Origin of the sequence: Rhodococcoides fascians A44A (assembly GCF_000760735.1) — a bacterium.
Classification (GTDB): Bacteria; Actinomycetota; Actinomycetes; order Mycobacteriales; family Mycobacteriaceae; genus Rhodococcoides; species Rhodococcoides fascians_E.
The window spans coordinates 384533-400668 of sequence record NZ_JMEX01000005.1; the positions used below are offsets into that span (position 1 = coordinate 384533).

10 protein-coding genes are annotated in these 16136 nt (G+C 66.2%); 1 reads left to right on the forward strand and 9 read right to left on the reverse strand.

The window, feature by feature from the left end:
• Positions 1-32: 32 nt before the first annotated feature.
• From BH95_RS05595 to BH95_RS05635, 9 genes are all read right to left on the reverse strand, one after another.
• Positions 33-842: a shikimate dehydrogenase gene (locus tag BH95_RS05595; protein ID WP_020110132.1), complete on the reverse strand. Its 810-nt coding sequence runs from the start codon at positions 840-842 to the stop codon at positions 33-35.
• A gap of 3 nt (positions 843-845) precedes the next feature.
• The gene (locus BH95_RS05600) at positions 846-2171 is read right to left on the reverse strand and encodes an endolytic transglycosylase MltG (RefSeq protein ID WP_020110133.1); all 1326 of its coding nucleotides are present in this window, start codon (positions 2169-2171) and stop codon (positions 846-848) included.
• Positions 2168-2740, reverse strand: a complete 573-nt coding sequence (gene ruvX, locus BH95_RS05605; protein ID WP_019666401.1) for a Holliday junction resolvase RuvX — start codon at positions 2738-2740, stop codon at positions 2168-2170. Before ruvX ends, BH95_RS05600 begins: the two co-directional genes overlap by 4 nt.
• A 2-nt stretch (positions 2741-2742) precedes the next feature.
• Positions 2743-5412 carry an alanine--tRNA ligase gene (alaS, locus tag BH95_RS05610; RefSeq protein WP_033189679.1) on the reverse strand — a complete coding sequence of 890 codons (2670 nt, stop codon included), beginning with the start codon at positions 5410-5412 and terminating at the stop codon, positions 2743-2745.
• Positions 5413-5467: 55 nt separating this feature from the next.
• On the reverse strand, positions 5468-6874 hold the full coding sequence (locus BH95_RS05615; protein ID WP_019666403.1) for a replication-associated recombination protein A: 1407 nt from the start codon (positions 6872-6874) through the stop codon (positions 5468-5470).
• Positions 6875-6881: 7 nt separating this feature from the next.
• Positions 6882-8060 carry a hypothetical protein gene (locus BH95_RS05620; RefSeq protein WP_019666404.1) on the reverse strand — a complete coding sequence of 393 codons (1179 nt, stop codon included), beginning with the start codon at positions 8058-8060 and terminating at the stop codon, positions 6882-6884.
• Positions 8061-8140: 80 nt separating this feature from the next.
• Positions 8141-9049 carry a transglutaminase family protein gene (locus tag BH95_RS05625; protein WP_019666405.1) on the reverse strand — a complete coding sequence of 303 codons (909 nt, stop codon included), beginning with the start codon at positions 9047-9049 and terminating at the stop codon, positions 8141-8143.
• Positions 9046-11781 (reverse strand): circularly permuted type 2 ATP-grasp protein, encoded by a 2736-nt coding sequence (locus BH95_RS05630; RefSeq protein WP_037181330.1) that lies wholly within the window; start codon positions 11779-11781, stop codon positions 9046-9048. Before BH95_RS05630 ends, BH95_RS05625 begins: the two co-directional genes overlap by 4 nt.
• Positions 11782-11829: 48 nt before the next feature.
• A complete protein-coding gene (locus tag BH95_RS05635) occupies positions 11830-15228 on the reverse strand; it encodes a transglutaminase family protein (protein ID WP_037181332.1) in 3399 nt (1132 codons plus the stop codon).
• 206 nt (positions 15229-15434) lie between these two features.
• Here BH95_RS05635 and BH95_RS05640 point away from each other — a divergent pair, with 206 nt between their 5' ends.
• Positions 15435-16085 carry an RDD family protein gene (locus BH95_RS05640; RefSeq protein WP_019666408.1) on the forward strand — a complete coding sequence of 217 codons (651 nt, stop codon included), beginning with the start codon at positions 15435-15437 and terminating at the stop codon, positions 16083-16085.
• Positions 16086-16136 lie beyond the last annotated feature (51 nt).

Below are 16136 nucleotides of genomic sequence, written 5' to 3' on the forward strand. Positions count from 1 at the left end.
TGGACAACGCGCAGGCTGTTCACCGGACGGCGCTACGGCGCGGCGAGGGCGGCGCGCATCTCGTCCTTGGGTGCGGGCCGACCCGTGAACTGCTCGACCTGCCCGTACGCCTGGTTCAGCAGCATGGCCAGACCGGAGACGACGGTGCCGCCTGCGCCGCGGACTGCGTCGGCCAACGGAGTCGGCCACGGGTCGTAGATCGCGTCGAGGACGACGGGAGCCTGCGCCATCGCGTGTGCGTACGGTGCGGCGCCGTTCGCCGGAACGGTACTGACCAACACCGACGACGCAGCCGCAGTGTCGGCCAGTTCGGGATCGTCGACGGCCAGAAAAGCTGCGCGCACTCCCGACGCCGCCGCGCAGTCGAGGGTGTCCTGTGCTCTCTCACGCGAGCGTGCGACGACGGTGACCGATGTCGCGCCCAATTCGGCCAGGGCGACGATCGCCGGCCGTGACGTGCCACCGGCTCCGACGACGGTGACGGCCGTTCCCGTCAGATCGTCGGTCCCGGCTTCCCTCAACGCCCCGAGCACACCGTCGACGTCGGTGCAGTCAGCTCGCCAGTGCCCGTCGACGCGAACGAGCGTGTTGGCCGATCCAGCGAGCACAGCACGTTCGGTGCGTTCGTCGGCGTAGGTGAGGGCCGCGACCTTGCCCGGCATCGTCACCGACAGACCGATCCAGTCGGAGGCGAGCCCGTCGACGAGCCCGGGAAGCTGCTCCCCCGTGCATTCGATTCTCTCGTACGTCCAGTCGGTCAACCCGAGGGCGGCGTACGCAGCACGGTGGAGAAGCGGAGACTTCGAGTGCCCGATGGGGCTCCCCAGAACAGCAGCATGCACCGATCAGCGGCCGCTCTCGAGGAAGCCGTCCTCGACCAGTCCAATGTTCGCAAGGTGCTCGTCGTAGCTGCGGGTGAACAGCGTGTCGCCCGCCGCGTTGATGGTGACGAAGTACAGCCAGTCACCGTCGGCCGGCGCTTCGACCGCTTCCACCGCCGCGACGCTCGGCGCGGCGATCGGAGTGGCCGGGAGTCCTTCCATCGCATAGGTGTTCCACGGAGTAACGGTCGCCCGGTCGAGGTCGGTCGTCGCGACCTCGGTGGTGTCGAGCGCGTAGTTGACCGTCGAGTCGAACTCCAGCTTCTGAGGCTCGGCCAGGCGGTTGATGATCACCCGCGCGACCTTGCTGAAGTCCGCAGGCAACGACTCACGTTCGACGAGGGATGCGGCGACCAGAGTCTGATACGGATCGAGGCCGGAATTGGTTCCGGCGGTCAGGATTCCGGTGCTCTCGTACGTAGTGGCGCTCTCGGACACGAGCTGACTCAGGATCTCGCCCGGCGTGGCGGTGGGATCGATGTCCCAGCTGCCTGCCGCGATCAGTCCTTCGAGTTGACGATCACGATCGGGGACCCCACGTACCTGATCGGTTGCCCATGCCGGGACCCCCAACGCAGTCGGGTCGTCGACGCCACCCGCGGCGTTGAAGTCCTCGTACGAGATGCAGGTGGGGGTTCCGCTTCCCGTCGCGTCGACGCAACTGGCCTCGGACAACAGCGTGTAGATGCCCTTCTTGACCGCGTCGGTGTTGACGTCACGAGAGTCGTGCAGCTGGCGTCCCTCGGAGATCACCACACTTCCGACGCGCGACGCCGGGTCCACCAGAGTGGCGACGGCTTCGGATGCCGGCACATTGCTGGGCAGCAGGTAGTAACCCGGCTGCACCGACGCCATCGCGGAGTTCTGGACTGCGGCGCCCATGAACGCCCCCTCGCTGGCGACGACTCCCTTGGCGACGGCCTCGCCGCCGATCTGCTGCGCCGTGTCACCGGGATGGACCCGGACGACGACGGAGTCTCCGCGGGCACCGGCCGGGTAATCCTCCGCGACGACAGCGCCACCGGAGAACCGGTCGTACACGAAGTAGCCTCCGCCCGCGAGCACGAGAATCAGGACGAGGCCGAGTGTGGCCCCGATGATGCGGCCGCGCTTGCGCCGGCTACCGGCTTTGCGTGCGTGCCTTGTCTGCGCCCTGCTCCGGCCGACCTCCTGCGGCAGGCCTCTGGGGGCAGCGCCCTCGTGTACGGCACGATGGAACTCGCTGCCCTCCCCGGTCGGGTAGCCGATCGGATCGGTGTGGGCCTCGTCCTCGTGCTGCCTGTAGTTCACTCGCCGACCTCCGGGATGCGACTCTGCTCTTCCGACGGGGTGGAAACTGGGTGTTCTTGCCGAGCGAGATGCGCCGAACGTTCGTCCAGCCATCCCTGAAGGATTGCGACGGCCGCGGCCTGATCGATCACGCCGCGTTGGGCTTTCGCGCGAACGCCGCTGTCGCGCAGCGCACGCGACGCCGTCACCGTGGTGAGTCGTTCGTCGGCCATACGGATCGGAACGTCCGGTATGTGCCGTGCGAGTACGCGAGCGAAACCCTGGGCTGCTTTGACGGCGGAGCCGCTCTCGCCGCGCAACGTCCGCGGCAACCCGACGACGATCTCGACGACCTCGTATTCGCGGGCGAGCTCGACGACACGAGCGACATCGGATGCGTCCGCGCCTTTCGCCTTGGCTCTGGCCACGGTCTCGACCGGAGTGGCCAGTACGCATCCCGGGTCGCTCGATGCGACACCGATACGGACACTGCCGACGTCGATCCCGAGCCGTCTCCCTGGTCCCGGGTCGTCGAACCCTGGCCGATCCGGCGTCCGACCGGCGCCGGATCGGGCTGTGGATTCGCTCACGATCAGGCGTCGACTGCTTCGGAGATACGAGCACGGACGGCCACGAGGGCCTGGGCGATGCCGTCCGGATCGGATCCGGAACCCTGCGCGGAATCGGCTTTACCGCCGCCACGTCCGCCGATCGCCGGACCGAAACTGCCGACGAGTTCGCCTGCCTTCACGCCTGCGTCCTGAGCGGCCTTGTTGGTGACGACGACGAACGGCACCTTGCCGTCCACCGAGCCGAACAGCACGACGACCGCCGGGTCACTGCCGAGCCTGCCTCGTACGTCGGTCGCGAGGGTCCGCAGGTCGTTTCCGCCCACACCGTCCGGTGCCCGAGAGATGACCGCCCGAACGCTGCCGATCCGCTCCGCGCCGGCGGCCAGATCCCCGGCCGAGGACAGAACCGCAGCAGCCTTGACGGCCTCGAGCTCCTTCTCCGCCACGCGGAGCTTCTCCACCAGCGTCTCGATTCGGGCCGGCACTTCCTCGCTCGGAACCTTCAGGGACGACGCGACTCCCGCGAGAAGCGCACGTTCCTTCGCCAGGTACCGGTACGAATCGAGTCCGACGAATGCCTCCACGCGGCGCACACCCGACCCGACCGACGACTCTCCCAGCAATGTGACGGGCCCGATCTGCGAGGAATGCTCGACGTGCGTGCCGCCGCACAGCTCCATCGAGAACGGCCCGCCGATCTCCACGACACGCACCTCGTCGCCGTAGTTCTCACCGAACAGCGCCATCGCGCCCATCGCCTTGGCACTCGCGAGATCAGTCACGGACGTGTTGACCGCGAAGTCGGCGCCGATCGCATCGTTCGCGACGGCTTCGATGTCGCTTCGCTGCGATTCCGTCAGCGCACCCTGCCACGAGAAGTCGAACCGCAGATAGCCGGGCTTGTTCAGCGAACCGGCCTGAGTTGCGTTGGGGCCCAGAATCTGTCGGAGTGCGGCGTGCACCATGTGCGTACCCGAGTGGCCCTGCGTCGCGCCCTTGCGCCACGCCGGATCGACGGACACACGTACCACGTCGCCTTCGGTGATCTGCCCTGTCTGCACCGTCACCTTGTGCGTCCACACCTTCTTGGCGATCTTCTGCACATCGTCGACCTCGACCGACAGTCCAGGCGCCGTGATGGTGCCGATGTCCGCGATCTGACCACCGGACTCCGCATACAGCGGACTCCGGTCGAGGATCACCTCGACAGATTCCCCGGCAGTGGCCGTCGGGACACGGACGCCGCCGGAGATCAGGGCGAGAACGTTCGCCTCCGAGGACAACTCGTCGAACCCGGTGAACTCGGTCGGCCCACGATCGACGAAATCCTTGTACACCGACAGGTCGGTGTGCGCATGCTTGCGGGCCCGGGCGTCGTCCTTGGCGCGTTGACGTTGCTCGGCCATGAGCGACCGGAACCCGTCCTCGTCGACGGTCAGCCCCGCCTCCGACGCCATCTCGAGCGTCAGGTCGATCGGGAATCCGTAGGTGTCGTGCAGCGCGAACGCTTCGGCACCGCCGATCGTCTTCCTGCCCGAGGACTTGACCGTCTCCGCGGCCGTGTCGAACAGCTTGGACCCCGAAGTCAGGGTCTTCAGGAACGCCGTCTCCTCGCCGACCGAGACGTTGAGGATGCGGTCGAACCCGGAGACCAACTCGGGGTACGACTCGGCCATCGTGTCTCGGACGACGGTGATCAGCTGAGCCATCGTCTGATCCGGTGCACCGAGCAGACGTGCGGACCGCACGATTCTGCGCAGCAGACGCCGCAGTACGTAACCGCGTCCGTCGTTGCCGGGGTTGACTCCGTCGGAGATCAGCAGTGCCGCCGTGCGGGCGTGGTCCGCGATGACACGAAAACGAACATCGTCGGTGTGATCGACGCCGTACGTGCGTCCGCTGAGTTCCTCGGCCTTGGCGATGACCGGACGTACCAAGTCGGTCTCGTACACGTTGTCGACGCCCTGCAGCAGGAACGCGACACGCTCGACGCCCATCCCGGTGTCGATGTTCTGCTTCGGCAGCGGACCGAGGATCTCGAAGTCGTCCTTGCTGATCCCCTGGCCGCGCTCGTTCTGCATGAAGACGAGGTTCCAGATCTCGATGTAGCGATCCTCGTCGGCCTCGGGACCACCGTCGACTCCGTACTCGGGGCCACGGTCGTAGTAGATCTCGGAGCACGGACCGCACGGCCCGGGGATGCCCATCGACCAGTAGTTGTCCGCCATGCCGCGACGCTGGATCCGCTCGTCCGGAATCCCGGCGAGTTCCTTCCACAGCGCGATTGCCTCGTCGTCGTCGAGGTACGCCGTCACCCAGATGCGCTCGGGATCGAACCCGTAGCCACCGTCCTCGACGCTTCCCGTCAGCAGCGACCACGCGAACTTGATGGCGTCACGCTTGAAATAATCGCCGAACGAGAAATTGCCGGCCATCTGGAAGAAGGTGTTGTGGCGCGTCGTGATCCCGACGTTCTCGATATCCAGTGTGCGGACGCACTTCTGGACGCTGGTGGCCGTTGCGTACGGCGGAGTCTGCTGACCCAGGAAGTACGGAACGAACTGCACCATGCCCGCATTGACGAACAGCAGGTTGGGGTCGTCGAGCACGAGCGAGGCACTGGGCACTTCGGTGTGCCCCGCCTTCACGAAGTGGTCGAGGAAGCGCCTGCGAATGTCATGGGTTTGCACTGGTACAGGTTAACCGGAGAACCACGGCGCCCGCGCATGCGCCGCGACCTGCGCGTCATCCACCGCGCACGATCCTGCGGAGCTTGCCGACGCGTGTGCCGATCTCCCGTTCGACTCCGTGATCGGTGGGTTCGTAGTAGTTCACCCCGACCAGCTCGTCGGGCGGGTACTGCTGACGAAGAACCCCACCGGGATCGTTGTGCGGGTACTTGTATCCGACCGCGTTGCCGAGCGCCTCGGCGCCCTTGTAGTGGCCGTCACGAAGATGAGGAGGGACGGTGCCGGACTTCCCTGCCGCGACGTCGGCCATGGCCGCACCGAGTGCAGCGATCACAGCACCCGATTTGGGTGCCGTCGCCAGATGGATGGTGGCCTGAGCCAGCGCCAGCCGCGCCTCCGGCATACCGATCATCTGCACCGCCGTCGCGGCGGCCGTCGCGGTCTGAAGCGCAGTGGGGTCTGCCATACCGACGTCCTCGCTCGCATGAACGACGAGTCGCCTGGCGATGAACCGAGGGTCCTCCCCTGCCGTGATCATCCGTGCCAGATAATGCAGTGCCGCATCGACATCCGACCCACGAATCGATTTGATGAACGCGCTGATGACGTCGTAGTGCTGGTCTCCGTCGCGGTCGTACCTCACCGCCGCCTTGTCCACGCTCGCTTCGACGGTCGCCAGATCCAGCACCGGCCCGGTAGCCGCACCCGCCGCTGCCTCCAGCGCGGTCAGTGCGCGTCGGGCATCACCTGCAGCGAGTCGGACGAGATGTTCCATCGCGTCCTCGTCGATGGACACCGCACCGTCGAGTCCGCGTGGATCGTTCGCAGCGCGGGTCAGCAACATCTCGATGTCCGACGACGCGAGAGGCTGCAACTGCAGCACGAGCGACCTCGACAGCAACGGTGACACCACCGAGAACGAGGGATTCTCCGTCGTCGCGGCGACCAGAAGCACGATGCGGTTCTCCACCGCGGCGAGCAATGCGTCCTGCTGTGTTTTGGAGAACCGGTGTACCTCGTCGATGAAGAGGACGGTCTGTTCACCCGCAGTCAATCGACGTCGCGCGAGATCGATGACCCCGCGGACTTCCTTCACGCCGGCCGACAACGCGGACAGGGCCTCGAACTTTCGTCCGGTTGCGCCCGAGATGAGCGAGGCGAGCGTGGTCTTGCCCGTCCCCGGAGGTCCGTAGAGCATGACCGACGACGCGCCGGAACCGTCGACGAGCCGGCGCAGCGGTGCTCCCGGCTTGAGCAGATGGCTCTGGCCGACGACCTCGTCCAGCGTGACGGGGCGCATCCGCACCGCCAACGGCGCCTCGGGTGGCGTGTACGGACGCGCCTGAAACGACTGTTCGGGGACCGAATCCAGCTCACCCGGGGTGGATGGCTCGTCGGTCGGCGCGTCGAACAGACCGTGTTCGTCGTTGTCGTCGAGACCGGAGCCGAAACTCGCGTTCATTCCCCGATCAGCGATCCCACTTGCTCTCCAGCGCCGTGACAACGCGGAGGGCGAACGCGGCGACATCGGTGTCACCCGTCCGAGTTGCTTGGTCGACGAGGACGTTCCATCGAGAGATGAGCGCATCCGAACGCGGCACCGACAGATGATGCGCGCGCGCAGCAGCGATACGGGTGTGGTCGTTCGGGAGGAACCAGTACGTCGTCAACCAGACCCAGATGAGCTGCGCATCCAGGATCTTCGACGCCAGAACACCGTCGTCGGCCAGATGCGGCCAGATGCCGACGACCTCGGCGCGCCACGCGTCGATCATGGCCTGCGCTCGGTCGGCGGACAGCTCGAAGTGGCACAGGCAGCCGGGGAACGACGCCAGCGCGTACGTGATGTCCAGTGTGGCGTCGCGGAAGCCACCCCACTCGTAGTCCAGGAAGCGGACACCTTCCTCGTTGACGAGGATGTTGTCCGGGCAGAGGTCGGACGGACTGAAAGCACGAAACGCACCGTGGGCGAACAGACGGCCGCTGCGCTCGACGCGTTCACGCACAGCATCCGGAGTGTCGGTGATGCCGAGGTCCTCCTCGAGCATCCGGGGGACGGCGACGAGCGCGTCGGGGATCTGCGCCGAGATACCGTCGGCACTGGTCGGTACACCGGCCCGACGGAGCAGTGCCGCGAAATCGTCTTCTCGGCCCACCGTCGCAGCGTGCATACGCCCGAGCGCCTGCGCCATGGCCATCAGCGAGTTGGTGACCGACGCTGCATCGGAGTGCTTCAGTAGCGCCGTGATGGGGCTCGCGTCGCCGAGATCGCTGAGAATCAGCAGACGTGCACCCAGATCGTAGGCGAGCAGATCCGGACCTGGCCTGCTGTCGGTGGCGAGTGCCGTGGCGAATTGATACGACGCGGCTTCCCGAAGAAACGCCGAGGGGCCACCGGACTCGGTGTCGGCCGCCGAGTCGACCTCGGGGCCGAGATCGGCAGACGCTTCCCTGACCTGCTTGATCACGAGAGTGCGTGGCAGCTGAAAGGGGTTTTCCGCCACCCGAACTCGGAGGACGGTTGCTTGACCACTGCCTCCGAGATCGACTGGGTCCACCAGCCTGACAGGTGCGCCGGTGCGCCTCGTCAGCAGGTGCTGAGCGGCGGCCACCACCTCGGATACAGGGTCTGCCAATGTTGCGGTCATCGGCTACCAAGATACCCGGTAGTTCCGACAGACTGTGGCGCCTGACGGCACCTACTGGAGGAACCTACGTACCGATTTCGTCACGACGCAGGAAAACCGACCGGAGCGACGTCCACGGACACCGAGATGCTGCTTTCCTCCGCCTCGGTGTAGATGACGCCTCGTAGTGGCGGAACGTCGGCGTAGTCACGGCCCCACGCCACCGTCGTGTACCGCTCGTCGACGAGTTGGTCGTTGGTCGGGTCGAAGGCGAGCCATCCAGCCGCGCCGGTCCACACGGCAGCCCAGGCGTGGGTGGCGTCCACCCCGATCATCCGTTCCTTGCCCGGTGGGGGTTCGGTAGCCAGGTAGCCGGACACGTATCGAGCAGCAAGACCTTTCGCCCGCAGGCACGCGATCGCGAGCCTGGCGAAATCCTGGCACACGCCCGATCGCGCCTCGAGCACGTCCGCGACTTTCGTCGACACCGTCGTGGAGCCGGACTGGTAGGTGAAATCGGTGAAGATGCGGTGCGTCAGATCGACGATCGCCTCTCGGAGTGGCCGACCTGCCGGAAAGCTCGCCTCCGCGTACGCCACGACGCCGTCGGTGATCTCCGGCGTGACGAGGTCGAGAACGAACTCCACGGCCGTGGCACGTGCACCGGACGCGGTGTACTCCCCCGGTGCCTGCGGCCTGGCCGTCTCCCACGGTTCCGTCGCACCCGACTCCAGGTCCCGAGTGGACGGCTCGTCGACCTCCACGAGCGAATCGGCGGTCACGACCAGTCTGTCGTGGTCGCTCGTCACGTGGAAGTACACGTCCTCGTTTCCGAAGACATCGACGCCGTAGGACTGATCCGTCGGCGCCGGCTGCACCTCGACCGACTTCTCGAGGCAACGCTGACCCTCGAACTCCCGCGGAGCGAGAAACCCGCGTCCGTACGACGAGGTCACGCGATCCGAATACGTGTAGGTGGTGATGTGCCGGATTCTGTACCGCCTGCTCATCGGAAATCACCACTTCCCGTCGTCTGACGTTGCGAGAGGTTACCGCCGACCGTCCCCCACAGCGGCTGAGTCCCGCCGGGAAGCACCATGTGCGTCGCAAGCACCACACGAGAGAGTTCCTCGAGCTGATCGTGAATGCCGTCCACCAACTCGACGAGGTCCACCCGCCTGCCCGAGGCGTCGACGCTTTCGAGGTCGCCCGGATCCACGCGTCGCAGCCGCACCGCGATCTGTTCGACGAGTTGTTCCGCCCGCGACGTGCCCGACGCGTCGGGAAGCGCTCCGAGATCGTCCTTGACTCGATCCAACTGATAGACCAACGATCGTGGGTTGTATTCGTCGAACAACAGCAGCTGCGCGACGGCGGCGGGGCGTGCACGGCCCCGGTTGCGGCGACGATAGATCACCGACGATTCCGCCGCGCCGAGCACGGAATCGATGACCGCCTGCTCGGTCGACGGTGTCAACGCATGGCTCAGCGTGGCGGACAGCAGTGCCGTCAGCTGAAGCCCGCGCTCGATCCGGCGGCCGCAGTCCATCAGGTACCAGCCCGCGTCACGCACCATCGACTCGGACGCCAGACCGGACAGTGACAGCAAACCGCGCAGCACCGAAGACTGCGACGCCGCCAGTTGTGCGCCGTCGGCGGTGTCGGTGTCGGCTAGCTCGCCCAGCGCTGCCTCGATCCGGCTCAGAACAGCCCAGGTGTCGTTCGACAGCTGATCCCTGACACCTCGCGCGGCTTGCTGCAGACGATCCACCGACTGTGCGACCGAGCCGAGTCGGTCCACGTCGAGCATCAGCGACCGAAGCTCGGCGACCGCGTCGGCGCAGACGTCCTCGTCGAAGAAGCCGGGGCCGGTACGAGACACCTTCGTCACGGCCTGCAGCAGGATGGGCAGGCTGTCGCTGCCGTCCAGCCACGGCATCGAGCGGTAATCCTGGTGTCGTTCGCGCGCCGCGATCAACAGACGTGTCATGTCCTCGGCGCGTTCGCTGTAGCGCCCGAACCAGAACAGATCGCCGAGCACGCGGGGCGAGCTGACGACGTCGACGTTCTCGGTCGCCGCGTACTGCGGCAATTCCTCGACCGAGGCGGGCGGCGTGTGGGCAGCCGAATCGGCCGTGGTCACCCGCTCGGCGGAACGCACCCACACGTCCTTCGACGCCACCGTGATCAGCGGGTCCGCCACGGGCGAGGTGACCAGGACCTGCCCCAGGCCGCCCGTCATCGGCGTGTATCCCGTTCGCTGGGCGACGCTGAACAGCCTCATCCCGACTTCGGCGGCACCGATCGTGCCGCCGAAACCCGACCCGGCGGGTGCACTGGAGAACTCGGGGACTTCCTGACCGACCCACGCCCACGGCTCGGCACGCAGACGATCGACGAATTCGCCTGCCGCGAAATCGGTCAGGTCGTGGCCGACGACGGTGTCACGAGTCGTCACGGATCGGAAGATCAACGAGCGAACGCCTGCCGTCAGACGCGAGACCCCGTGCTGCTCCCCGCCCCAGATCGACGGCGTCGACTCGAGCAGCAGGTCCTCGTCGAGCAACGCACGACTCAGCGCGGGTAGAAGAGAAGGAAGTGCCGGATTCTCGAGCACACCACTGCCGAGGGTGTTGACCACGGTGACTGCACCGCGACGTAGAACCTCGACCAGCCCCACGACACCCAACCGCGAATCGGGACGCAGATCCAACGGGTCGGTGAACTCGGCGTCGACGCGCCGCAGGACCACGTCCACCCGGCGAAGTTTGCCGAGCGAACGCATCCACAGGCATCCGTCGCGCACCACCAGATCGGCGTTCTCCACCAGCGGGAACCCGAGCACAGTGGCGAGGTACGCCTGGTCGAAAGCCGTCTCCGAGTGCGATCCGGGACTGAGGACCACGACGACGGGGTCCTCGGCAGCCGCGGGGGCGGCGTCGATGAGCGCAGACCGGACAGCGCGAGCGAACGTCGACAACGGGCGCGGATTCGTGTCCTGGAACAACTCGGGCGTCGCCCGCGACATCACACGGCGGTCCGCGAGCGCGTACCCGATTCCCGACGGCGCCTGTGTTCGATCGGCGACCACTCGGAACCGACCGTCGGATGCCCGGCCCACGTCGGCGGCGTGGAAGAACAGTTGCCGTGGACCTGGCACGGTGATCCCGTGCGCCTCACGGACGTACCCGGGGTCGCCGAACACCAGTTGCGGAGGAATCACACCGTCGGTGACCGTGCGCATGTCGCCGTAGAGATCGGTGAGAACTGCATCGAGCAGACGCGCGCGCTGGATCAGTCCGGCCTCGAGAACATCCCAGTCCTCGGCGGCCAGCACCAGCGGAATGCCGTCGAGGCCCCACCTCACCGGAGTCGTGAGCGCCTCGGACGCCCCCACCGACACGGGGTTGTACGTGATCCCGTGCTCGTCGACGAGGCTGCGAACTCGATTCTGCAGGGCGCGTTCGCCTCCGCGACCGGCCCGATCGAGCCCGACGATCAGTTCCGACCACTGCCGACGGAGGCCCGAGACTTTCCCGTCTCTCTCGCCGGGGCCGTCACTCAGCAGTTCGTCGTACCGGTCGTCCGAACCCGGCAACCCGCGCCGACGGCTGCGATACGCCTCGACCGCTTCCGTCGACGCGAATCCGACCGTCGAACCGGGCGCACCCGACGACGTCACCGACTCGGGCGACGCGCCGACAGGGGCCGCGCTGCTCGGTGTCGCATCCACGGGCACCATCGAGTCGTCATTCCTTCCGTCGGGCGTCGCGGGTGGCCGCGCGGGCCACTAGCCGGCGTAGACACCCGTACGCCGGAGATCCAACATGCCAGGCGCCGTCACGTCGATCGATTGGCGCGCCTGCAACTCGAGCAATCTTGCTACGTCCACCTTGCCGGAGGTGAACCCGCCCTCCTCGAATCGACCGTTGCGGCGCGCCTCGGCCTCGACCGAGTTCACCGGCGGCCCGTCGTAGGACCGCCCACCTGGATGAACCACGTGGTAGGTGCAGCCTCCGACTGCTCGTCCCGTTTGCTTTTCCACGAGGTCGAACCGAAGCGGACTCTGTACCTCGATGGTCGGGTGCAGTGCACTCGGCGGCTGCCACGCCCGGTAGCGGACGCCGGCGACCTGAACGTCCTGCCGTTCGGTCCGCAGCATCGGCACCGGAACCCCGTTGCACGTGACCATGTATCTGCCATCGTCCGCACCGGCGATCTTCACCTGAAGCCGCTCGACGGACGAGTCGACGTACCGGGCGGTGCCGGACGACGTCGACTCCTCGCCCAGTGTGTTCCACGGTTCGATCGCGCCGCGCAGTTCCAATTCCGCATCACCGATCACGGTGGTCCCCAACCGCGGAAACCGGAATTCGGTGAAGGGGTCCAGCCAGCTGGTGTCGAATTCGATATCGTGCTCTCTCAGGTCCTCCGCGACTCGGCCGATGTCGCTGATCACGAAGTGCGGCAACATGTACCGGCCGTGCAGGTTCGACCCGTGCCGAATCAGCGGCGCGTCGAGCGGTGTGTCCCAGAACCTCGACACCATCGACCGCACGAGCAGCGACTGCACCATCGCCATCTGGTGGTGCGGCGGCATCTCGAATCCGCGCAGTTCCAGCAGACCCAATCGGCCGCGTGTGCTGTCCGGGCTGTAGAGCTTGTCGATGCAGAACTCCGCACGGTGTGTGTTGCCGGTGATGTCGGTCAGCAGATGGCGAAGCGCGCGATCCACCACCCATGGCGACCCAGTCCGATCCGACCCCGTCAACCTCTGGATTTCACTGAACGCGACCTCCAGTTCGTACAGCGCCTCTTCGCGGCCCTCGTCGGCGCGCGGCGCCTGCGACGTCGTTCCGATGAAGCGACCCGAGAACAGATACGACAACGACGGATGTCTTTGCCAGTGAGTCAGGAGCGACACCAGCAGGTCCGGTCGGCGCAGAATCGGCGAATCCGACGGCGTGACGCCACCCAGAGTGATGTGGTTGCCGCCGCCGGTCCCCCGCGTCGTGCCGTCGTTGTCGAATCCTTCCGTGCTCAGCCGTGATCGGCGTGCTTCGCGGTACAGCGTCTCCATCAGCTCGTTCTGTTCCGCCCAGGACGACGACGGTTGAACGTTCACCTCGATGACGCCGGGATCGGGGGTGACTGTCAATGTCTGCACGCGTGGATCCGACGGAGGTCCGTAGCCCTCGATGACGACGGGCGTCTCGATCGCCGACGCGGCGTCCTCCACCCGAGCGACCAGATCGACGAAGTCCTCCAACCGGTCCACGGGAGGCATGAACACATGCAGGATGCCCTCCCGCACTTCGGCGACGAGCGCCGTCACGCCGTTGCCGCCGACGACGCCCCGATTCGACTCGTTCGCCAGTGCGAGTCGCGCGTATCGCGCCTCGGCCGGGTCGACGGGCCGAGGTGGACGCTGCGTCATCTGACGCGCAGGCAACGGATCCTTGCGGTCGGTCGGGTCCGACGGATTCTCCGGCGGACCACCGGTCCACGAGATGGCACTGAGCGGAAGCCGCAAGCCTGCGGGCGAGTCGCCCTCGAGAAGCACGATGCGACCACGGCGGAGAGTCCAATCCGCGCTGCGCCACCCCGTGCCGTCGGGAGTTCTGCCGATGGGCAGAACGAACGCCGCTGGTTCGTCGGTACTGGACTCGAGCTTCGCCAGCAACGCCGCACGGGCGTCCGGGGTGTCGGTGCCGGGTTCGATGTCGGCGTCGACGGGCGGATCGCCGTACGGCTGCCGGACGTAGTCGAGTAGCCGCACCAACGGATCCTCGAACGCCGGTCGTGCCTGCTCTGCCGGTAATCCCAGGCCTTCCACCAGTTTTTCCACCAGAGCCCGGGACGCGGAGTTGTCCACGTCGGCGGGCCGCTCGTCGGCAGGAAGCCACGGATCGGCGATCAGATCGGAGTCGCTCCACAACGATTCACCGTCGGTCCGCCAATACAGACCGACCTGCCACCGCGGCAACGGCTCACCGGGGTACCACTTGCCCTGGCTGCGTTGGACCAACCCGTCGGGTGCGTAGATGGTGCGCAGACGCTCGGCGAGTGCGCTGGCCAGGATTCGCTTGTGCGGACCGTCGGCGGTGGTGTTCCATTCGGGCGCGTCCTGATTCTCGATGGCGACGAACGTCGGCTCACCTCCCACCGTCAATCGAATGTCCTGCGCACTCATGCGGGCATCGAGCGTCGATGCAGTCCGCCGGATGGCGTCCCACTGCTCCTGGGTGTACGGCAGTGTCGTGCGCGGGTCCTCGTGTACCCGAACCACGGTGTTGGAGAAGTCCAGCTCTGCGGTGCATTTGCTCGTGGCGCCGGAAATGGCTGCCGCCGTGGACGGGTGCGGCGTCGCCGACAGAGGGATGTGGCCTTCGCCCGCGAACAATCCGGAGGTCGGGTCCATCCCGACCCACCCCGCACCCGGGAGGTAGACCTCCGTCCACGCGTGGAGGTCCGTGAAGTCGGCTGCAGGCCCGGACGGACCGTCGAGAGACTTCACGTCGGACGCGAGCTGCACGAGGTACCCGGACACGAACCGCGCGGCCAATTTCATCTGGCGCAGAACGGACACCAGCAACCACGCCGAGTCTCGACACGAACCGACAGCTGTGGTCAGCGTGTGGTCCGGGCTCTGCACACCCGGTTCCATCCGCACCGAGTAGCCGACGTCGCCGAGGACGGCTTGGTTCGCCATCACCAGAAAATCGATGGTGCGCAGCGTGTCACCGCGTTCGCGTGCCGCCGCCTCCAACTTCTCCACCCACGTGGACACGACCGGCCCTGGGCCACTTCCTTCTTCGTCCTCGTCGACGGGCCGCAGATACGGCTCCAGATCCGGCAGGTCCGCCTTGTCGTACTGAAAACCGAAATGCTCCGCCCAGTCCTCGACGAAGAAGTCGAGCGGGTTGATGACGGCCATGTCGGCGACGAGCCCGACAGTGATCGACATGTGATCGGTTCGTTCCGGAAAAACGACGCGTGCCAGAAAGTTTCCGAACACGTCCTGCTGCCAATTCACGAAATGCTCGGCAGGTTCGATCTTCAGCGAATACGCTTCGATCGGTGTCCGAGAATGCGGCGCAGGCCGCAGTCGGATCTCGTGCGGAAACACTTGGACCGTGCGGTCGAACGAGTAACTTGTTCGATGTTCCAGAGCGACCTTGATGCCCACGGCGAGCCCCTCACAAATCTCGAATCGGTAAGAACCACCAACCTTAGAGGTCCTCAGCTGTGCCCGCTCGGTGGAGAATCGACGACGAAACCAAACGGGCGGTGGGCGCGTAGTGCTTGACACGCACCCCCGGGTGCGGTTCGCTCAGCGTCGAAATCCAGACATTTGTCAACGACTCAACATCACGTCAGTCGAGGGGAACATCAGTGAGCGAGAACCCGCCCAACGGACCTCAGTACGGTTCGGATCCGAATCAGCCTCAGTATCCCCAGAACCCAGCCGGCGGGTACCCGCCTCCCGGAAACGCCGGTGGATATCCGCCTCCCGGTAGCTACCCTCCCCCCGGCAACTACCCACCACCTCCGGGCAACTACCCGCCGCCGCCGGTCGGCGGTAACGCCGCATACGGGTCCGGTTCACAGTTGCCCGGAGGCGGGCAACCAGGGAGCCTCGGACTACGTTTCGGCGCACGTCTGATCGACGGCATCATCGTCGGAATCGTGCTCGCGGTCTTCTACGTGATTCTTCCATCCGGGTTCTTCGGCAGCCTCCTCTTCGGAATCATCTCCGCAGTCCTCGGATTCTCGTATTTCGTCTTCCTCGAATCGTCCCGCGGACAAACCTTCGGCAAGCAGTTGCTGGGACTGCGCACGGTGGGAGTCGCCGGAGGCAACCCAACTCAGGCAGAGGCTGCGAAACGCAACGCCTTCATGCTTCTCAATGTCGTCCCCCTTCTCGGCGGACTCCTGGTGTTCATTGCATACATCGTCATCGCGGTGACCATCAATTCCAGCCCGACCAAGCAGGGCAAGCACGACGAGATCGCCGGCGGAACCCAGGTCATCACCACGAAGTGACCCGCTGAACGATCAGCGAGCGGGCCCGCCTCCACATCGGCGGGCCCGCCC

Excerpts from the sequence above, each read along its gene's own strand:
- BH95_RS05615 (WP_019666403.1), bottom strand. The coding sequence starts at position 6,874 with ATGAACGCGAGTTTCGGCTCCGGTCTCGACGACAACGACGAACACGGT.
- BH95_RS05620 (WP_019666404.1), bottom strand. The coding sequence starts at position 8,060 with ATGACCGCAACATTGGCAGACCCTGTATCCGAGGTGGTGGCCGCCGCT.
- BH95_RS05625 (WP_019666405.1), bottom strand. The coding sequence starts at position 9,049 with ATGAGCAGGCGGTACAGAATCCGGCACATCACCACCTACACGTATTCG.
- BH95_RS05630 (WP_037181330.1), bottom strand. The coding sequence starts at position 11,781 with ATGGTGCCCGTGGATGCGACACCGAGCAGCGCGGCCCCTGTCGGCGCG.